Origin of the sequence: Nonomuraea pusilla (genome assembly GCF_900109355.1) — a bacterium.
GTDB lineage: Bacteria > Actinomycetota > Actinomycetes > Streptosporangiales > Streptosporangiaceae > Nonomuraea > Nonomuraea pusilla.
In genome coordinates, this window is the sequence record NZ_FOBF01000031.1 from 1 (window position 1) to 17,677 (window position 17,677).

At 72.0% G+C, this 17,677-nt stretch carries 19 protein-coding genes and 1 tRNA gene; 9 read left to right on the top strand and 11 right to left on the bottom strand.

Translation table 11 applies throughout. The features are described 5' to 3' along the window. The first annotated feature begins 279 nt into the window (after positions 1 to 279). From BMX74_RS44620 to BMX74_RS39400, 3 genes are all read left to right on the top strand, one after another. A complete protein-coding gene (locus BMX74_RS44620; protein ID WP_177227688.1) occupies positions 280 to 480 on the top strand; it encodes a hypothetical protein in 201 nt (66 codons plus the stop codon). Between the two features lie 201 nt (positions 481 to 681). Beyond that, positions 682 to 1,242 carry an NUDIX hydrolase gene (locus BMX74_RS39390; RefSeq protein WP_091105584.1) on the top strand — a complete coding sequence of 187 codons (561 nt, stop codon included), beginning with the start codon at positions 682 to 684 and terminating at the stop codon, positions 1,240 to 1,242. Between the two features lie 435 nt (positions 1,243 to 1,677). After that, a complete protein-coding gene (locus tag BMX74_RS39400; protein ID WP_305728687.1) occupies positions 1,678 to 2,262 on the top strand; it encodes a site-specific integrase in 585 nt (194 codons plus the stop codon). Positions 2,263 to 2,564: 302 nt separating this feature from the next. Here BMX74_RS39400 and BMX74_RS39405 read toward each other — a convergent pair. Together BMX74_RS39405 and BMX74_RS39410 are read right to left on the bottom strand one after the other, a co-directional pair. Next, positions 2,565 to 2,638: transfer RNA gene (locus BMX74_RS39405), tRNA-Arg, on the bottom strand. 54 nt (positions 2,639 to 2,692) lie between these two features. Then, the gene (locus BMX74_RS39410; protein WP_055509960.1) at positions 2,693 to 3,427 is read right to left on the bottom strand and encodes a ZIP family metal transporter; all 735 of its coding nucleotides are present in this window, start codon (positions 3,425 to 3,427) and stop codon (positions 2,693 to 2,695) included. A gap of 359 nt (positions 3,428 to 3,786) precedes the next feature. Here BMX74_RS39410 and BMX74_RS46140 point away from each other — a divergent pair, with 359 nt between their 5' ends. Beyond that, on the top strand, positions 3,787 to 4,848 hold the full coding sequence (locus BMX74_RS46140) for an aminoglycoside phosphotransferase family protein (RefSeq protein ID WP_256257560.1): 1,062 nt from the start codon (positions 3,787 to 3,789) through the stop codon (positions 4,846 to 4,848). Next, entirely contained in the window at positions 4,832 to 5,833 is a 1,002-nt protein-coding gene (locus BMX74_RS39420) for a cobalamin biosynthesis protein (protein WP_082535668.1), read from the top strand. The genes BMX74_RS46140 and BMX74_RS39420 overlap by 17 nt, the downstream gene beginning before the upstream one ends. A 493-nt stretch (positions 5,834 to 6,326) precedes the next feature. On the opposite strand, the gene BMX74_RS39425 is transcribed toward BMX74_RS39420, so the two are convergent. The 3 genes from BMX74_RS39425 to BMX74_RS39435 form a co-directional block, all read right to left on the bottom strand. Then, complete coding sequence (locus tag BMX74_RS39425; protein WP_055509956.1) at positions 6,327 to 6,560, bottom strand: hypothetical protein; 234 nt, start codon at positions 6,558 to 6,560, stop codon at positions 6,327 to 6,329. Positions 6,561 to 6,643: 83 nt separating this feature from the next. Beyond that, positions 6,644 to 7,450 carry an exodeoxyribonuclease III gene (locus tag BMX74_RS39430; RefSeq protein WP_055509954.1) on the bottom strand — a complete coding sequence of 269 codons (807 nt, stop codon included), beginning with the start codon at positions 7,448 to 7,450 and terminating at the stop codon, positions 6,644 to 6,646. Positions 7,451 to 7,478: 28 nt separating this feature from the next. Then, positions 7,479 to 8,117 carry a hypothetical protein gene (locus BMX74_RS39435; RefSeq protein WP_201784819.1) on the bottom strand — a complete coding sequence of 213 codons (639 nt, stop codon included), beginning with the start codon at positions 8,115 to 8,117 and terminating at the stop codon, positions 7,479 to 7,481. A 20-nt stretch (positions 8,118 to 8,137) separates the two neighbouring features. Between BMX74_RS39435 and BMX74_RS39440 the strand changes: the two genes are divergently transcribed. Further along, positions 8,138 to 8,329 carry a hypothetical protein gene (locus BMX74_RS39440; RefSeq protein WP_055509950.1) on the top strand — a complete coding sequence of 64 codons (192 nt, stop codon included), beginning with the start codon at positions 8,138 to 8,140 and terminating at the stop codon, positions 8,327 to 8,329. On the opposite strand, the gene BMX74_RS39445 is transcribed toward BMX74_RS39440, so the two are convergent. Beyond that, entirely contained in the window at positions 8,305 to 9,876 is a 1,572-nt protein-coding gene (locus BMX74_RS39445) for an ABC transporter substrate-binding protein (protein ID WP_055509948.1), read from the bottom strand. The two genes, BMX74_RS39440 and BMX74_RS39445, sit on opposite strands and share 25 nt — an antisense overlap. A gap of 184 nt (positions 9,877 to 10,060) precedes the next feature. Here BMX74_RS39445 and BMX74_RS39450 point away from each other — a divergent pair, with 184 nt between their 5' ends. Together BMX74_RS39450 and BMX74_RS39455 are read left to right on the top strand one after the other, a co-directional pair. Next, positions 10,061 to 11,926, top strand: a complete 1,866-nt coding sequence (locus BMX74_RS39450; protein ID WP_055509946.1) for a sensor histidine kinase — start codon at positions 10,061 to 10,063, stop codon at positions 11,924 to 11,926. Continuing rightward, positions 11,919 to 12,275: a DUF742 domain-containing protein gene (locus BMX74_RS39455; RefSeq protein WP_055509944.1), complete on the top strand. Its 357-nt coding sequence runs from the start codon at positions 11,919 to 11,921 to the stop codon at positions 12,273 to 12,275. Before BMX74_RS39450 ends, BMX74_RS39455 begins: the two co-directional genes overlap by 8 nt. Here the strand turns inward: BMX74_RS39455 and BMX74_RS39460 are convergent. Then, positions 12,253 to 13,656, bottom strand: coding sequence for an MFS transporter (locus BMX74_RS39460; RefSeq protein ID WP_236715167.1), 1,404 nt, complete (start codon positions 13,654 to 13,656; stop codon positions 12,253 to 12,255). The two genes, BMX74_RS39455 and BMX74_RS39460, sit on opposite strands and share 23 nt — an antisense overlap. Positions 13,657 to 13,731: 75 nt before the next feature. On the opposite strand from BMX74_RS39460, the gene BMX74_RS39465 reads away from it, so the two are divergent. Beyond that, positions 13,732 to 14,193 carry a MarR family winged helix-turn-helix transcriptional regulator gene (locus tag BMX74_RS39465; RefSeq protein ID WP_055509942.1) on the top strand — a complete coding sequence of 154 codons (462 nt, stop codon included), beginning with the start codon at positions 13,732 to 13,734 and terminating at the stop codon, positions 14,191 to 14,193. On the opposite strand, the gene BMX74_RS39470 is transcribed toward BMX74_RS39465, so the two are convergent. The 4 genes from BMX74_RS39470 to BMX74_RS39485 are packed head-to-tail and all read right to left on the bottom strand — an operon-like array spanning position 14,186 to position 17,677. Then, on the bottom strand, positions 14,186 to 15,085 hold the full coding sequence (locus tag BMX74_RS39470) for an ABC transporter ATP-binding protein (RefSeq protein WP_236715166.1): 900 nt from the start codon (positions 15,083 to 15,085) through the stop codon (positions 14,186 to 14,188). The genes BMX74_RS39465 and BMX74_RS39470 overlap by 8 nt on opposite strands. Next, positions 15,082 to 15,819, bottom strand: coding sequence for an ATP-binding cassette domain-containing protein (locus tag BMX74_RS39475; protein ID WP_055509940.1), 738 nt, complete (start codon positions 15,817 to 15,819; stop codon positions 15,082 to 15,084). Before BMX74_RS39475 ends, BMX74_RS39470 begins: the two co-directional genes overlap by 4 nt. Further along, positions 15,816 to 16,625, bottom strand: a complete 810-nt coding sequence (locus tag BMX74_RS39480; protein WP_236715165.1) for an ABC transporter permease — start codon at positions 16,623 to 16,625, stop codon at positions 15,816 to 15,818. The genes BMX74_RS39475 and BMX74_RS39480 overlap by 4 nt, the downstream gene beginning before the upstream one ends. Before the next feature lie 35 nt (positions 16,626 to 16,660). Beyond that, positions 16,661 to 17,677, bottom strand: coding sequence for an ABC transporter permease (locus BMX74_RS39485; RefSeq protein WP_055509936.1), 1,017 nt, complete (start codon positions 17,675 to 17,677; stop codon positions 16,661 to 16,663).

Here is a 17,677-nt window from a genome sequence, read left to right on the forward strand (position 1 = left end):
GATCAGGCTTCCACCTCAACTAATCACGAGCCTCAGGCCCGCGCGACGATCATCCCGGAGCCGGAGTGCCCCCGCCGGAGGCGAAAAGAAGTTGGCGTGCCAGGGAGCTCGCATGGAGCATGAGCTATGGGGCTGTTCAACAGGGTGAAGTTTCCCAAGCCGCTCACTTGCCCGAACTGCGGAGTGACTGGTACCTGGACCGCGCAGTTCTGGTTCGGGGCGACAGACCTCATCGACTAGGAGGTGGGGCAGCATCTGAACTGGGAGTACAGATGGGCCGTGGCGGGTGAACCCGGCCATCACCGTGTGCTTGCTCAGGGCGTGCTGGAGGGGTGTAGGCACTGCGGCACGTACGACTTCGGCGGCAGCCTATGGGAGATGGTTGTCATTGAGATTGTCGATGACGTGATCGTGTCGGTAGTGCAGGACACCAGCGGTGATGGCTGGTGGGCAGAGGACTGGCGAGTGCTTGAGGCATAGAGCAGTGCTCAGCTGAACGCGGGACGCGCGCGTCGCGCGCGAGAACGGCCCCCAGGCCGCACGCGCAGCGTGCTGGCGTGCGCGGGCCGCGTGGCGGCGCGCAGCGCCGCCCTTGATCTTCGTAAGGACTATTCGGCAACGATCTCGGCTGTCACCGGGAAGTGCGTGTACGGCGGCGATGTGGGCCGGCGGCGTCGCGGTGTGGCTACCAATGAAGAGCGGTCGCGGTGGGTCGTTCATGGTGAGCGGCTGATCTATGACAACCGGTGGATCCGGCTGGGCCTGGTGGATGTCGAGATCCCTGATGGGGAGCGGTTCGAGCATCACGCGGTGCGTCTGGACCGGGCGGCCATGACGGTCCTCGTGGACGAGCAGGATCGGGTGTTGATGTTGTGGCGGCATCGCTTCCTGTTCGACCGGTGGGGGTGGGAGTTGCCGGGCGGGCTGGTGGAGGTCGGTGAGGATCCGAAGGACACCGCTGTTCGTGAGGTGGAGGAGGAGACCGGTTACCGGCCGAAGGAGATCGAGCATCTGATCACGTTCCAGCCGATGGTCGGCATGGTGGACTCCGAGCACGTCGTCTTCCTCGGACGCGGCGCCGAGCAGGTCGGCGAACCCGTGGGGGAGGTCGAGGCGGACTTGATCGAGTGGATTCCGCTGTCGCAGATCCCCGAGATGATCGCGCGGGGTGACCTCTGGAACTCCGGCGTTCTGGTCGGGCTGCTGTACGCCCGGGAACGCCTCAGTGGAGCGCGCGGGTAGCAGCTCGTTTCAGTTCGGCGATGCGGCGTCCGTGGCGGCGTGACTTGATCATCGTCGCCAACTGGTCAGCCCGGTGGATGTGCGGGAGGGCGGCGTCCGCCTCGCCCATCGCGAGCAGGGCGTGTGCGAGGTCGCATCGGAGGCGGGCTTCGGCGCGGTTGAACGTGCCATCCATACCGGCGAGGGCTGAACGCAGGTCTTCGATGGTCTCGGAGTCGCCGAAGTGGATCAGGCAGCTCCCCCGCCAGCGGGCCAGGTGATGGGTGTTGAGCGCCAGGTAGGGCAGGCTCGGGTCGGTGTCGCTTTCGGGTAGGAACGCGCTGGCCTGGTCGAGGGCCTGCGGGCGGTCGTTTCGTCCCCCAGGATGGCCGCGGCTTCGGCCTCGGCTGCGGCGAGCCAGGTACGGAGGTGGCCCGGCACCCTGCTGTCGTAGGTGTGGCGGACGTGGTGCAGGAGTTCGGCAGCTTCGGCGGGCCGCCCGAGGTCGTGACCTATGTCGGGCGGTCACGGGGGCCGGTGCTGGCCGCGATGTTCGCGTGCATGTACTTCGGCGGTCTCCGCCCGGCCGAGGCGGCGGGCCTGCGGCAGAAGGACTGCCACCTCCCAGAGCAGGGCTGGGGACTGCTGACGCTGGAGAAGACCAGGCCCCAGAGCAACAAGCGGTTCACCGACTCGGGGCAGACCCATGACGAGCGCGGGCTGAAGCACCGGGACGTGAAGCAGACCCGCACCGTCCCCATCCCGCCCGAACTGGTGGTCATGCTCCGCGACCACATCGCGAGGTTCGGGGTCGGCGGCGATGGCCGGCTGTTCCGCACGCGTACAGGCGGCGTGATCTCTGGATCGGCGTACGCGAAGGTCTGGCAGGAGGCTCGCACCTATGCCCTCACACCTGACCAGGTCGCCTCTCCCCTGGCAGGCAGACCGTACGATCTCCGCACGCGGCCGTCTCGCTCGGGCTCAACGCGGGCGTGCACGCTCCGGAAACGGCCGAACGGGCGGGACACAGCGTGGACGTGATGCTCCGTGTCTACGCCAAGTGCATCGACGGCCAACGAGACGTCGCCAACCGGCGCATCTTGGAAGCACTCGCGGCGTGACCCACAGCGCCCAGCAGAACGCCGGGACACCTCGGGGTCCCTTCTCCGTTCAGGGACTCGAAACCGCCGCGCCGACCTGGGGAAACGTGCCTGCGAGCATTCCGCGCATGTTCCGCGACCACTGGCACGGGGCTGCTCACGGCGACCTCCCGCTGCCCACCGCACCGCTACGCCGATCATGCAAAAGACCAGCTCAGACGGTGTTTGAGCTGGTCTTGTTTGCGCGCCCTGCAGGATTCGAACCTGCGACCGTCGGATTAGAAGTCCGGTGCTCTATCCAGCTGAGCTAAGGGCGCTCCCGCCTTATTGTGCATGATCCGGCGACTTGTCATGCACAGGTTATGGGCATGTCAGTCGGTCAGTCCTATCACGAACCACATGAAGAGGGTGCCGGCGGCGGTCGCGGTCAGGGTCAGGACGGGGGCGGGGGTGCTGGTGTGGGCCTCCGGGAGGATGTCGGAGGTGGCCAGGTAGAGGAGGAAACCGGCGAAGAGGCCGAGGTAGACGCTGACGGCGCCGCCGGGGATGCGGACGAGGGACGTCAACGTGGCGCCGGCCACCGGGGCGAGGGCGTCCAGGAGCAGGAGGGTGAGGGCGCGACGACGGACGTTGCCGTAGAGGGACGTCACCGTGTACGTGTTGAAGCCGTCGGTGAAGTCGTGGGCGATGACGGCGATCGCCACGGCGACGGCGAGGCCTGCGCCGGCCTGGTAGGCGGCGCCGATGGCGATGCCGTCCAGGAGGCTGTGGAAGACCAGCGCGGAGCCGGCGGTGATGCCGACCCCGGCGCGCGCGTGGCGGTGGGCGGCGTAGTCGGCCTCGTGGACGTCGTGAATGCCGGTGGAGCGCTCCACCGCGTGGATGGCGAGGAACGCCAGCGCGAACGCGAGCATCGGCAGCGGCACGCCGTTCAGCGACAGCGGGCTGGCGGACAGCGCCTCGGGGAGCAGGTCGAAGGCGACCACGCCGAGCATCACGCCTCCGGCGACGCCGAGGACGAGGTGGCGGCGGACGCCGACGCGGTCGGCGACCAGCCCGCCTAGCAGCGTCATGACGAAGGCCGCCAAGGAGAGCAGGATCGGCATGGGAGTCCAGGCTAGGGGCCCCTCCACGCGCCGCCCCGCTACGACACGACACCGGGCAGCGTGGGGCACTACCCCCGAGCGCGCGGGCAGCGTGGGCACTGCCCAGAGAGCGCGGGCGATCGCTGCGCTGCCGGCTGGGAGGTGGGTGGATGCTGAAGGCAGGCAGGCGGGCGGGGGTCACGGTCCGTCGCGTGAGCAGCACAGGCTGGGGAATGGTGGGCGGGGAGTGGTGGCGGGTCGGCGTTGGCCGGGCGCAGTGAGGGCGGATGGGGACGGGTGCGGCAGGGGAAGGTGGGTGCTGTTGGGGAAGTGGGAAACGGGGGGCGGAATGGGGGTGGATGGGGCTAAGCTGCGGGGGCATGGTCGCGACGCCCCTGCTTGAGATTCCCCTGCAGGGCGGGGACGTGACTGCCGGGGTGGTGCGGGTCGGCGACACCGTGCGAAGACCGGCCGGTCCTGCCACGCCCGCCGTGCACGCCCTGCTGCGCCATCTGGAGGCTGCCGGGTTCGAGGGCGCCCCGCGGGTGGTGGGCGTGGACGAGCTGGGCCGCGAAATCCTCACGTACGTGCCGGGGTCGAGCGGGGTGTGTCCCGCGACGGTCACGGACGAGTTCCTGGCGGCGCTGGCGGTGCTGCTGCGGCGCTACCACGACGCGACGGCGGGGTTCCCGCTGGCGCAGGACGGCTGGGCGGCCGGGTCGAACGACGACAGGCCGCCGGAGGTGGTCGGCCACTGCGACGTCACCCCCCAGAATGTGATCTTCCGCGACGGCGTGCCCGTCGCGTTCATCGACTTCGACCTGGCCCGTCCCACGACGCGGCTGTTCGACGTCGTCACGACCCTTCGCCACTGGGCTCCCATCGCCGACCCGGTCGACCGCCATCCGCTGCAGAGGGGCCTGGACGTGGGAGCGCGGCTGCGGCTGTTCTGCGACGCGTACGGCGTCCCTGCGCGGGATCGGCGGCGGCTGCTCGACCTGGCGCGGCTGCGTTTCCACCGCTCGTACGCGGTGATGCGCGACCGCGCCGCCGCCGCTCGGCGGAGCCAGGGCGGTGACCGCACCGCGGCCCAGCGTCATGGCGGCGCCGACCGCACCGCGGCTCAGCGGGACTACGGCACCGGCCGCGTCTCCGCTCAGCTGCCCCAGGGCGCCGACCGCGCCGCCGCTCAGCGGAACCAGGGCGCCGACCGCGCCGCCGCTCAGCGGAACCAGGGCGGCGACCTCACTGCCGCTCAGCGGAACCAGGGCGCCGACCTCACTGCCGCTCAGCGGAACCAGGGCGGCGACCTCACTGCCGCGCAGCGGAGCGACGGCACCGGGTGGGCCGCGATGTGGGCGGGCGGCGCGGGTGAGCGCATCCGGCGGGCCGCGGCGTGGCTGGATGTGCACGAAGATGAGCTTCATGCCCCTTTGGTGTGATCCTCTGGGCCTCGCCCTCGGCGTGGCTCTCGACCGGCTGATCGGCGATCCCCGTACCGCGCACCCGGTCGCGCTGTTCGGCGGCGGCGCCGCCCGCCTGGAGTCCGTCCTGTACGCCGACGCCCGGCCGAACGGGGTCGCGCACGTCGCGCTCTGCGTCGGCGGCGCGGCCGCGCTCGGCGTGCTCGCGTCGCGGCCGCGCAACCCGGTGGCGCGTACGGCGCTGACGGCTGCCGCGACGTGGGCGGTGCTGGGCGGGACGACGCTGGCGCGGGAGGGCGCGTTCATGGCCGACGCGCTGGAGCGCGGCGACGTGGCGGCGGCCCGCGCGCGGCTGCCGCACCTGTGCGGGCGCGACCCGTCGGCGCTGGGGCCGCAGGAGCTGGCGAGGGCCACGGTGGAGTCGCTGGCGGAGAACACCTCGGACGCGGTGGTGGCGCCGCTGTTCTGGGGCGCGGTAGCGGGGGTGCCTGGGCTGCTGGCGTACCGGGCGGTCAACACGCTGGACGCGATGGTGGGTCACCGCTCGCCGCGGTACGAGCGGTTCGGCTGGGCGGCGGCGCGGCTGGACGACGTGGCGAACTACGTCCCGGCCAGGCTGACGGCGGCGTTCACGGTGCTCGCGGGCCCCGACAGGCGGGGCGCGCTGGCCATGTGGCGCAGGGACGGCCACCGGCATCCCAGCCCGAACGCGGGCCGGTGCGAGGCGTCGTTCGCGGGCGCGCTCGGGGTGACGCTGGGCGGGACGAACGTCTACGGCGGCAGGACGGAGCACCGGCCGACGATGGGCGTCGGGCCGAAGCCGGACGTCGGCGACATCAGGCGCGCGGTGCGGCTGACGCGCCTGGTCGGCCTGGCAGCGGCGGGCGCCGCCCTGGCAGCCACCGTGGCGACCGGCCTGGCAACCACCCGGGCGACCACCGCGGCCGCCAACGCCGCCCTCCGCCTCGCCCGCGGCCGCCGCTGCCGCAGGGCGATCGTCTGAAGGGCGATCGCCTGAAGGAAGGCCACCGCTCTTCTGACGGCGCCTTCCCGCCCAACCCGCCCGACCCTTGTGGGAGGCCGCGACGGCGGGCATCCCGGCGCGGCCACCGCGGAGCGCTGGGCCGGAGGCCGAGAGCGGATCCCCGGAGTGGAGGCCCGGAGTAGAGGGCGGGGGCCGGATGTCGTGATGGACGGCTGAGGAGGACGCTCGGGGTACTGGCCTGAGGTGCAGGCCCCGGGTAGACCCACGGGGCAGGGGTGCAGGACGTCTGGGTGGAGCCCGTGATGGAGGGGTGGGCGATCGTGAGGGGTGGGTCGATGGTCGTCCTGGGCGGTTGTTGTGGGCCTTCTGGTTTCGGAGCAAGGGCGCGGGTGCGACGTTCCGGTCGGACGCCTACGAAACGTCCCGTCGCACCCCGACGGCAGCGGGAAAGCCGGGAACGGCAATTCCGGCTAATTGGGCAGAAGGGGATTTTCTGACAAAAGCCGATTTTTCACATTTGTCGATTGAGCGCCAGCACCAGCCAGACCACGAAGACCGCGATCAGCCCGAAGCCGATGAGAGACCTGACCGCCTGGAAGGCGGTGTCCCTGCGGGCCGTGACCTGCTTGGCCGTGTGCTTCCAGTTCTGGCGGGACGTCACCATCTCCTGGAAGCGGCGGCCCAGCGCGAACAGCGCGATGCCGATGAGGATGAAAAGGATGACGCGGCCGTCGGCGGATTCCACGGGAGCCTCCTGCGAATGTGACAGCGCAATGCCCCCGAGCATTGTTGAGAAAGCAGCATACTCAGGAATCCGCCGAGCGCCATTTAATTGAGGGAGTCGAGATCCACGACGATCGGCGCGTGGTCGGACGGTCCTTTCCCCTTGCGCGCCTCGCGGTCGATGTAAGCCGACCGCACGCGGCCCGCGATGTCGGCCGTGGCGTAGACGAGGTCGATGCGCATGCCCTTGTCCTGGTGGAACATGCCGGCCCGGTAGTCCCAGTACGTGAACGGGTTGGGCCCTTTCAGCGGCCGCGGCACGACGTCGCGCAGGCCGAGCCCGCGCAGCGCGGCGAGCGCCTCGCGCTCGGCCGGCGTGACGTGGGTGGAGCCGACGAACAGGGCGGGGTCCCACACGTCGGCGTCGGTGGGGGCGACGTTGAGGTCGCCGCAGGCGACGAGCGGCCGCCCCTCCCCCAGCTCCTCCTCCAGCGCGTCGCGCAGCGCCGCGAACCAGTCCAGCTTGTACGCGAAGTGGGGCGAGCCGACCTCGCGCCCGTTGGGGGCGTACAGGGACCAGACACGCAGGTCGCCGCAGAGGGCGCCGATGGCGCGGGCCTCGGGGCGGGCGGGTCCGACGGTGTCGGTCTCGCCGAAGCCGGGTTCGCCGGGGAAGCCGAGCGTGACGTCGTCCAGCCCGACGCGTGAGAGCAGCGCGACGCCGTTCCAGCGGCCGTCGCCGTGGGCCGCGGCGGCGTATCCCAGCTCCGCCACCTCGGCCTCGGGGAAGGACTCCGCGGGGCACTTGGTCTCCTGGAGGCACACGACGTCGGGCCGCACGCCGTCGAGCCAGTCGAGGAGCCGGGGCAGCCGTGCCTTGATCGAGTTCACGTTCCACGTGGCCAGGCGCATGCTCCTACCCTGCCACCGCGCGGACGGTTCAGGCCTTCCCGGCGCGTTCGACACCGACGGTGATCTCGCCTCCGAGGGCGCGGCCCTGCAGCAGTTCCAGCTCGTCGCCGCTCCAGAACCGGCCGGGGTCGTACCAGTGGGGGCGGCGTCCGGCCGGCAGCAGTCCCATCGCCTCGTACGTCACGGCGACGACCTCGGCGCAGTACGCGCTCTCCAGGGCCCGTTCGCGGCGCCGGCGGTCCTTCCACAGGCGGGGCAGGCGGCCCCTGGCCCAGCGGCCGGCCAAGCGGGCGGTGGAGGGGAACGGGGTGCCGTCGAGGCGGGCGACGGTGCGCAGGGCGGCGTCCTCCATCTCGGGGGTGGCCTCGGGTTCGAGCTGGCGCAGCCAGGCGCGCTGGCCGTACCTGTCGGCCCAGACGGTGACGGCGTCGCGCAGGTCGTGGAGCTGCACGCCGCGCTGGTGGACGCCGGACCAGAGGTCGGGCAGCGACCTGCCGAGCTCGGCGTGCCACATCATGGGCGGGAGGTCCTCGATGACGACGGCCATGCCGACGTGGTTCACGGGGCTGTTGGTCATCGTCTGGATGGCCCGGTCGGGCACCGACCGGCCGCGGAAGATCCACAGGTCGCCGGTCCTGGTCAGGTTGACGGCCTCGTCGAGAGTCAGCACGTGGCTAGCCTAGGCACATGCGCTGGTGGAAAATGCTCGGACTTGCGGGGATCGCGGGGGTCGCGGCCACGGGTGTGGCGATGGCGCGGGCGGAGCGCCGCCGTCGCGCGTACACGCCGGAGGAGATCAGGGCCCGGCTCAGGGAACGCGTCGAGCCCGCGCCCCAGGCAGGCGACGGGACGGGTCAGCCGGAGGGCCGTACGTCGTAGACGAAGACGACGTCGGGGTAGGCGGGGTTGTCGTCGTAGCCCTGCACCCCGCCCAGGTAGGCCCGCCGGTAGTTGACCACCCAGGGCAGCGCGGCGGCGGCCCGCTGGTCGAGCACGGTGCTGGTGGCCTGCTCGTACGCGCGCTGCGCCGCCGTCCTGTCGGTCACTGTCAGCTCGGGGACGGTCTCCAGCAGCCCGTCGAGGGCGCGGTCGCGCAGGTACGACAGGTTGAAGACGGGCGGCTCGCCGCTGGTGAACACGTTGCCGAACCACGAGTAGCCGTCGGCGTAGTCGGGCCACCAGTACATGACGAAGATGTCCTGGCCGTGCTTCTTGCCGAGGTCCCACTGCTGGTTCCACTGCATCGCCCGCGCCTCGACCCGGACGTTGAGCGGTCGCAGCGTCCTGGCGAGGGAGGCGGCGAGGAGCCGCTGGTCGCTGTCGCCCTCGGTGTAGGTCATGCGCAGCGTGAGCGGCCTGCCCTGCGGGCCGTGGCCGGAGCGGCGCAGCAGCCGGGCGGCGCCGGCGAGGTCCTGGCGGGGTTCCCGTCCGGGGACGTGGCCGAGCAGCCCTTCGGGGACGACGCCGCTGAGGGGTGACACGCCGCCGCGCAGCGCCTTGACCAGCCCCTTGTAGTCCACGGCCTTCTGGACGGCGCGCCGCACCCGTACGTCCCGCATGGGGCCTTTGACGGTGTTGAAGAGCATCATGGCGGTCTGGAACGAGGGGCGTTCCGAGGTGCGGACGCCGGGCGTGACCGCCGCGCGCGCGAACAGGCGGGGGCTGAGCCGGTTCATGAAGGCGGCCTCGCCGCGCAGCAGCAGCCGCCACGCCCTGTCCTCGTCGGGGACGACGAGGTACTTCACGCTGCTGTAGTGGGGTTTGTCCCAGCCGCCCCAGTACCGGTCGTACGCCTTGAGGGTGAGCTCGTCCTCGGCGCCCTGCTTCCAGGACGCGACGGTGTACGGGCCGGACCCGGCGTCCCTGCCGGCGCGGAACCAGGCGCCGAGGTCGGACGCGGCCTGCGTGTCGTAGATGTAGGCCGCGTACGCGGAGGAGGCGACGAGGTCGAGCGGCACCGGGTACTTCAGCGTGAACGTGACGGTCGAGGGGTTCTCGGCCCTGATGGCGGAGACGGCGTCCCAGACGTAGGAGGCGCCGGTGCCGATGCGCATGGTGCGCTCGATCGACGCCTTGACGGCGGCGGCGTCGAGCGGCCTGCCGGTGTGGAACGTGACGCCGGGACGCAGGGTGAACGACCAGGTCCTGCCGTCGGCGGAGGCGCGCCAGGAGGTGGCGAGCCTGGGCGCGGTCTTCCTGGTGACGGGGTTCCAGAGGGTGAGCGTCTCGTAGACGTTCTGGAAGGCGATGATCTCGTTGGAGTACGAGCGGCCGGGGTCCCACTCGGAGACGACGTTCGTGGTGTGGACGTAGACGAACGTGGAGTCGCGGGGCGGCGACTGGCGGGGCGCCACCGGGGTCCGCGAGGGGGTCGAGCAGGCGGCGGCGAGCGCCAGCGCGACGGCCGCTGCCAGACGACGGCGCACCCGATCTCCCTCTGTAACCGATGTACGCCGAAACCTACTCCATGATCACCACACCGGTCCAAAAGTCCCGAAAAATTGGGCAATTGGGTGATCGAATTGCTATTCTCGTGCCTTGTCCCGTCCGGGGTTGCCAGCAGGGGACCGACCGGAGTGAGGTGCCATGGGTCGTAGCCGCACGATCCGCATGAAGATCATCGGTTTGCTGCTGGTCCCGCTGGCCTCGATGGTGGTGTTGTGGGGAGTGATCACCGCTGTCACCGCGAGCGAGAGCCTGGAGCTGCGGCAGTACAAGACCCTCTGGAAGAACCTCCGCCACCCCGCCTACGAGCTCATCACCGAGATCCAGCGCGAACGCCTCGCCTCCGCCAAGCTCCTGCGCGGCACCGGCGGCAGGACCGACCTCGCCACCCACCGCGCCCGCACCGACACGGCCACCGGCGAGTTCCGCCGGCTCTCCGCGCGCTCCAAGGACCGATCCGATGAGATCCGCACCCAGGTCGAGGCCGTCTACACCCACCTCAACCGGCTGGACGGCATCAGGGGCGAGATCGACGCCGGGCTGTCGGACCGGCTGCGCGCCGTCGAGGCGTACAATTCGATCATCGATGCGCTGTTCAGCCTGCACAAGCGGGTCGCGCTCATCGACGACATCCCGATCTACGAGCAGTCCCGCGTGGTGATCGACATGGCGTACGCCAAGGAGCTGCTCACCCGGGAGGAGGCCATCGCGCTCGGCCCGACCACGACGGCGGAGCGCAGGCTGTTCACCCAGCTCGTCGGCAACCGCCGTTTCCTCATCGACCAGGCGCTCGGCGAGCTCGACCCGTCGCTGCGCGACACGCAGGTCTCCCTCATCGCCTCCCCCTCCTACCAGCGCATGCGCAGGATGGAGGACCAGATCATCGCGGGCGCCGCGCCGCAGGGCTGGCTGGGCACCACCGACGAGCTGGCCAAGGCGTTCGACGACGCCCAGCTCAAGGCCAGCCAGATGCTGTCGGAGCGGGCCGAGCCGGTGTCCGACGCGGTGATGCAGCGGGCGCTGCTGCTGGCCGGCACGTGCTTCGCGCTCATGATCGTGTCGATCGGCTTCTCGCTGCGGATGGGCAACCGGCTGTCGAAGGAGCTGGGCGCGCTGCGGCTGGCCGCGCTGGAGGTGGCGCAGGAGCGCCTGCCCGAGGTGGTGGCCAAGCTGCGCAAGGGAGAGACGGTGGAGATGCCGGAGCTCTCCGTGGCGAGCACCACCGTCGAGATCGACGACGTGGGCCAGGCGTTCTCCACGGTCCAGCACACGGCCGTCGAGGCGGCGGTGGGCCAGGCGCAGCTGCGCGACGGCGTCGGGCTGGTGTTCCGCAACCTCGCCAGGCGCAGCCAGACCCTGCTGCACCGCCAGCGCATCCAGCTGGAGGACATGCAGCACCGGGCGACCGACCCGGAGGACCTGGACGACCTGTTCCGCCTGGACCACCTCACCACCCGCATGCGCCGCCACGCGGAAGGACTGATCATCCTGTCGGGCGCCACGCCCGGCCGCGGCTGGAGCAGGCCCGTCCCGCTGCTGGACGTCGCCCGCGGGGCCGCCGCCGAGGTGGAGGACTACCGCAGGGTCACCGTCGAGCCGATGCCGGGCAAGCGCCTGGCGGGTCCGATCGTCGGTGACGTGATCCACCTGGTCGCCGAGCTCATCGAGAACGCGACCGTCTACTCGCCGCCGCACACGCCCGTGATCGTGCGCGGCGAGGAGACCGCCCGCGGCTTCGTCCTGGAGGTCGAGGACCGCGGGCTCGGGATGAGCCCCGAACATCTGGCCGAGCTGAACGAGCGGCTGGCCAGCCCACCGGAGTTCGACCTGGCCGACAGCGACAAGCTGGGCCTGTTCGTCGTCTCCCGCCTGGCCGCCAGGCATGACATCCGCGTGACCCTGCGCGGTTCACCATATGGAGGGACCACCGCGATCGTGTTGATCCCGGCTGACCACGTGGCCGATCCGGAACCGGAGACCCACGTGAAGGAGCCCGCCCGCCCCATGATGCGGGTGGTGCCACGTGACTGACGAGCGCTGGCTGGACGAGGACGCCGGTCCGATCGTCCCCGCCTACCTGCTGACCAGGGGCCGTACGGTGCCCGCGAGCGAGGCCATCGACCTCATCGCGGTGATCATCACGTCGGGCGGGCTGACCCCGCCCGTCGGCCTCGGGCCCGAGCACCTCATCATCCTGCAGAAGTGCACCAGGCCGACGCGCCTCGTGGACGTCGCGGCCGAGCTGAACCTGCCCATCGGCGTGGTCAGGGTGCTCGTCGGCGACCTGCACGCGCAGCAGCTCGTGCAGGTCGAGCTGCCGCCGCCCGCGCCCGACGCGAAGGTGCTGCTGGAGGTGATCAGCGGGCTGAAGGCGCTGTAGCGGCCCGGCGGTTGATCCGCCCGTACACGAAGGCGAAGAGCGCGGCCGCCCCGCCCGCCAGCGCGGCGGTGGCGAAGACCCACTGGTAGCCGCGCACCCCGGGCTGGGCGGCCAGGATCGCGGCGATGGCCGCGCCCGCCGTGCTGCCGCCGACGATGCGCACGAGCGCGTTCACGCCCGCCGCCACGGCGGTCCTGCCGGGATCGACGTGCTCGACGGCCATCGTGCCGAGCGCGGCGTAGCCGACGCCGAGCCCGATGCCGAGCAGCGAGGCCGCCACGTACATGTCGCCGGAGCCGTGCGCGACGACCAGCCACAGGCCCGCTGCGCCGACCGCGGCCGAGCCCGCGGCCACCAGGGACGAGGCGGCGAAGCGGCGCATGAACCGGCCGGAGAACAGCGAGATCACCAGCATGAACAGGGTGCTGGGCAGCAGGTAGAGCCCGACCTGGAGGGTGGAGGCGCCCAGGCCGTACCCGGTGCTCGCCGGGGCCTGGGCGAAGCCGGAGATGCCGGTCATGCTGGTGAAGAAGGCGAAGCCGAGCAGCGCCGAGGCCGCGGTCGCCCCGATCGTCCCCCTGTGGGTGAGCATCGCCATCTCGACCAGCGGCTCGGCCACCCGCCGCTCGACCGCCACCCAGGCCGCGGCCAGCACGACGGTGGCGGCGAACAGGCCGAGCACGCGCGGCGACGTCCAGCCCCACGAGCCGCCCTGGCTGATGCCCAGCAGGAGCGCGACCAGCCAGGCGGTCAGCAGGGCGGCGCCGAGGAGGTCGGGGCGCCCGCCGCCGGGGGCGCCGCCGTCGCGCACGAGCAGGGCCACGGCGACACCCGCCACCAGGGTGATGCCGCCGGTGATCCAGAAGACCAGGTGGTAGTCGCCGGCGGCGAGGCCGGCGAGGATCATGCCGCCGCCGCTGCCGAAGCCCATGGTGGCGCTGAGCACGCCGATGCCGGTGCCGAGCTGCCGTCTCGGCAGCACGTCGCGGACGACGCCGATCGACAACGGGACGAGCGCGGACACGAACCCCTGCAGCACCCTGGCGACGATCAGCCAGGGCAGCGTGGTCGCCAGGGCCGCCATGACGCTGCCCGCCACGAGGAGCGCCAGCGCGCCGAGGATCATGGGGCGTCTGCCGTACATGTCGCCGAAGCGCGACAGCAAGGGGGTGGACACGGCGGCGACCAGCAGGCTGATGGTGAGCGTCCAGCTCACGGCCGCCAGGGAGGCGTGCAGTTCCCGTTGCAGGACGGGCAGCAGCGGCACCACGGCGGTGTTCTGCAACGCGGCGATGGAGGCGGCGAACGCCAGGGCCACCACTCCGGGCCAGGGGTTTCTGGCCGGCGCCTGCCGTTCCGCGGGCATGACGACTGTCGCCATCTCGGCTCCTTTGGATACCTTGGGTAAGTAATCGAGAGCGATGATACATACCTAAGTTAGGTAAGCAATAGGCGCATGGACGAAGACATCGACAGGACCGTGCGGTCCTTCAGGCGGCTGCTGACCTCACTCAACCGCGGCAAGACGCACGAACGGCTGACCGAGGCCGCGGGCGTCCAGCTCGACCGCCCGGACGTGCAGGTCCTCGTCTACCTGTACGACGCGGGCGAGCCGCGCCGCGTCGGCGCCATCGCCGAGGGGCTGCAGGTGGAGAGCCCGCACGTCACGCGGCACGTCGCCAAGCTGGAGCAGCGCGGCCTGCTCGAACGCGTCAGGGACCCCGACGACGGCAGGGCCTGGCGCATCACCCTCACCGAGGAGGGGGCGGACGCCGCCGCGCGGTGCAGGAAGGTCACCACCGACTGGTTCGAGGCGGCGCTCGACGGGTGGTCGCCGTCCGAGCGCAAGGAGCTGGCCGAGGTGATGGGGCGGCTGTCCGACGACATGTGCTCCTACCTGAAGCAGCGCTTCAGCTGACCTCCCCGACGGCCGCCGCGAGGACGTCCTCGGCGCGGTGGCAGGCCACCCGGCGCCCGTCCAGCTCCCTCGGCTCGGGCGCGCTCTCGCAGGCCGCGACGGCGAGCGGGCAGCGCGGACGGAACGGGCACCCCGAGCCGGCCGGGGCCGCCTCGGCCCTCCCCCGCGCCCGCGGCGGCGCGCCGCCCAGCCTCGGCACGGCGTCGCGGAGCGCCCGCGTGTACGGGTGGGCGGGCCGCGCCAGCAGGTCCGCCGTGGGGCCCGACTCGACCAGCCGGCCCGCGAACATGACGTGCGAGGTGCGGCAGAGCCGCCTGACCACGGCGAGGTTGTGGGTGATGAGCAGGCGCTCGGTCCCGAGCCCGGCCAGCAGGTCGAGGACGCGGGCCTGGACGGTCACGTCGAGCGCGCTCGTCGGCTCGTCGAGGATCAGCAGGCGGGGCGACACGGCCAGGGCGCGGGCGATCACCACCCGCTGGCGCTGGCCGCCGGAGAGCTGGTGCGGCCTGCGTCCGGCGAGCTCCGGGTCGAGCCCGACCTGACCGAGCAGCTCGGGCACGCGGTGCCGCTCGGCCCGCGGCAGCGCCTCGGCCACCGAGGCCCCGACACGCATCCTGGGGTCGAGCGACTCGGCCTGGAAGACGGGCTGCACATCGCGGCGGAACGCCCGCAGATCCGCCTTCTTGAGGGTCTGGTTGCCGTACCAGATATTTCCGGACATGGGGGTGAGAAGGCCCAGGAACGCCCGCGCCAGCGTCGTCTTGCCGGAACCGCTCTCCCCGATCAGCCCGACGCCGCCCTCGGTGACGTCCAGGCTCACCTCGTGCACCACGGCCCGCCCGCCGTACCCCAGCGTCACCCGCTCGGCCCTCAGCAGTGGCATGGCGGTCATGGCAGCGCCTCCAGCAGCTCGCGCGTGTACGGGTGCGACGGCTCGGCCAGCACCCGTCCCGCGGGTCCCGACTCGACGACCTCGCCGTCGCGCATGACGAGCACCCGGTCGGCGATCGTCGAGACGAGCGCCAGATCGTGGGAGACCAGCAGCAGGGCCAGGCCGCGCTCCTCGCGCAGCCGCCGCAGCACCCCCACCACCTCGGCCTGGACGGTGACGTCCAGCGCGCTCGTCGGCTCGTCGGCGAGGATCACCTCGGCGCCCAGCGCGATGGCCAGCGCGATCGCGAAGCGCTGCGCCTGGCCGCCGGACACCTCGTGCGGACGGCGGCGCAGGATCGCCGGGTCGAGCAGCACCGACTCGACCGCCTCCGCCATGACCCGCTCGCCCGCGTCCCGCCCGTGGAGCCTGAGCGCCCTGCGCATGAGCACGCCGAGCCGGGTGGCCGGGCTGAGCGCCGCCTGCGGCGACTGGATGACCAGCGCCGCCCTGGCGCCCCTGACCGCGCGCAGTTCGCGCGGCGACGCGCTCAGCACGTCCACGCCGCACACCCTGACGTTCCCGGACACGTCGGCGTCGGGGAGGAGACCGAGCAGCGACAGCAGGGTCGTGGACTTGCCCGAGCCGCTCTCCCCCACGATCGCCACGCACTCCCCCGCGGCGACGTCCAGTTCGGGGACGTGCGCGGCGAGCCTGCCGCCGTAGCGCACCCGCAGGTCGCGCACCTCGATCATCGGACCGCCCTCCGCGGGTCCAGCGCGTTGCGCAGCCCCTCACCGAGCATGTTGAACGCGAACGCCGTCACCAGGATCGCCAGCCCGGGGAACGTCACCACCCACCAGTTCGTGGTGAACAGCGACTGGCCCTGCTGGACCATCAGCCCCCACTCGGCCGTCGGCTCCTGCGCGCCCAGCCCCAGGTACGACAGCGCCGCCGCCGTGAGGATCACCCCGCCCGCGTCCAGCGAGATCTGGACGAGCACGGGCGTCAGCGAGTTCGGCAGGACGTGCCTGAGCACGATCATCGGCGCGGGGACGCCGAGGCAGCGGGCCGCGTCCACGTACGGGCGGGTGGCGACGGAGGCCGCCACCGAGGCGGCCAGGCGCGTGTACCAGGGCCACCAGGTCACCGCGATGGCGACGACGGCCGTGCTCACGCTGGGCTGCAGCACGACGGCCAGCGCCAGCGACAGAAGCAGCGCGGGGAAGGCGAGGAACACGTCGGTGACGCGCAGGATGACGTCTCTCAGCCACCCGCCCGCGTAGCCCGCGACCACGCCCAGCGTGACGCCCACCGCCGCGGACGCGGCCAGCACCGCCGCGGCGACCGCCAGCGAGGTGCGGCCGCCGTACAGCACCCTGGTCAGGATGTCGCGGCCCACCTGGTCGGTGCCGAACCAGTGCGCGCCGTCCGGCGGCAGCAGCGCCTCGGCCGGCTTCAGCTCGTCCGCCGGGTACGGCGCGAGCAGCGGCGCGAACACCGCGGCCAGGACGACGAGCGCGATGAGGACGCCGCCGAGCCCGGCCAGGCGGTCGGGCACCCTCGGCAGGGTGCGCCGCAACCGGACAGGTCCCCTCACCGGCGCCTCGCCCTCGGGTCGACGAAGCCCTGAAGGACGTCCACGACCAGGTTCGCGACGACGTACACCAGGGCGACGAGCAGGGTGACGCCGGCGATGGCGGGGGTGTCGAGCGAGCGGATCGACTCCGCGGCGTACCTGCCGAGCCCCGGCCAGTTGAAGACGGCCTCGACGAGGAAGCCGTTCACGATCGAGTACGCGAACACCAGGGCGATCAGCGACAGCACGGGGTTCAGCGCGGGCCGCAGGGCGAACCTGGTCAGGACGGCCGTCTCGCCGAAGCCGAGCGCCCGCTCCATGCGCGCGTGGTCCTGCCCCGCCTCCTCGATGAGGGCGGCGCGGGTCATCTGCGCGATCACCCCGGCCGGGTACGCGGCCACGACCAGCGCGGGCAGCACGAGATGCCGCAGCGTGCTGGTGAAGATGGGCCAGTTGCCGGTGATGAGGGCGTCGACGATCGTGATGTTGGTCCACAGCGTGAGCGGGCTGGTCGTGTCGAGTGAGGCGTCGTACTCGCCCGCCACGGGGAACCAGCCGAGGTTCCCCGCGAAGACCAGCTGCAGGGTCAGCGCCAGCCAGAACACCGGCACGGACACCGCCAGCATGCTGCCCACCCGCACCCCCAAGTCGGGCAGGCGGGTCCTGAAGCGGGCGGCGAGCACGCCGAGCGGCACCCCGGCGGCGACCGCGAGGACGAGCGCGGCCCCGACCAGTTCGAGCGAGGCCGGGAACGCCTGGTACAGGTCGTCGCGCACCGGCTGCCTGGTGCGCAGGCTCACGCCCCAGTCGCCGGTGAACAGGTCGCGCACGTAGGCCAGGAACTGCACGGGGACGGGCTCGTCCAGGCCGAACCTGGCCCGCGCCTGCGCGAGCTGCTCGGGCGTGGCCTTCGGCCCGGCGAACGCGACCGCGGGGTCGCCGGGCACCAGCCGCATCACGGCGAACGTGAGCACGACCACGCCGGCCACGACCAGGAGCGCCTGGCCGAGCCGGCGGGCCAGATACCGCGGCAC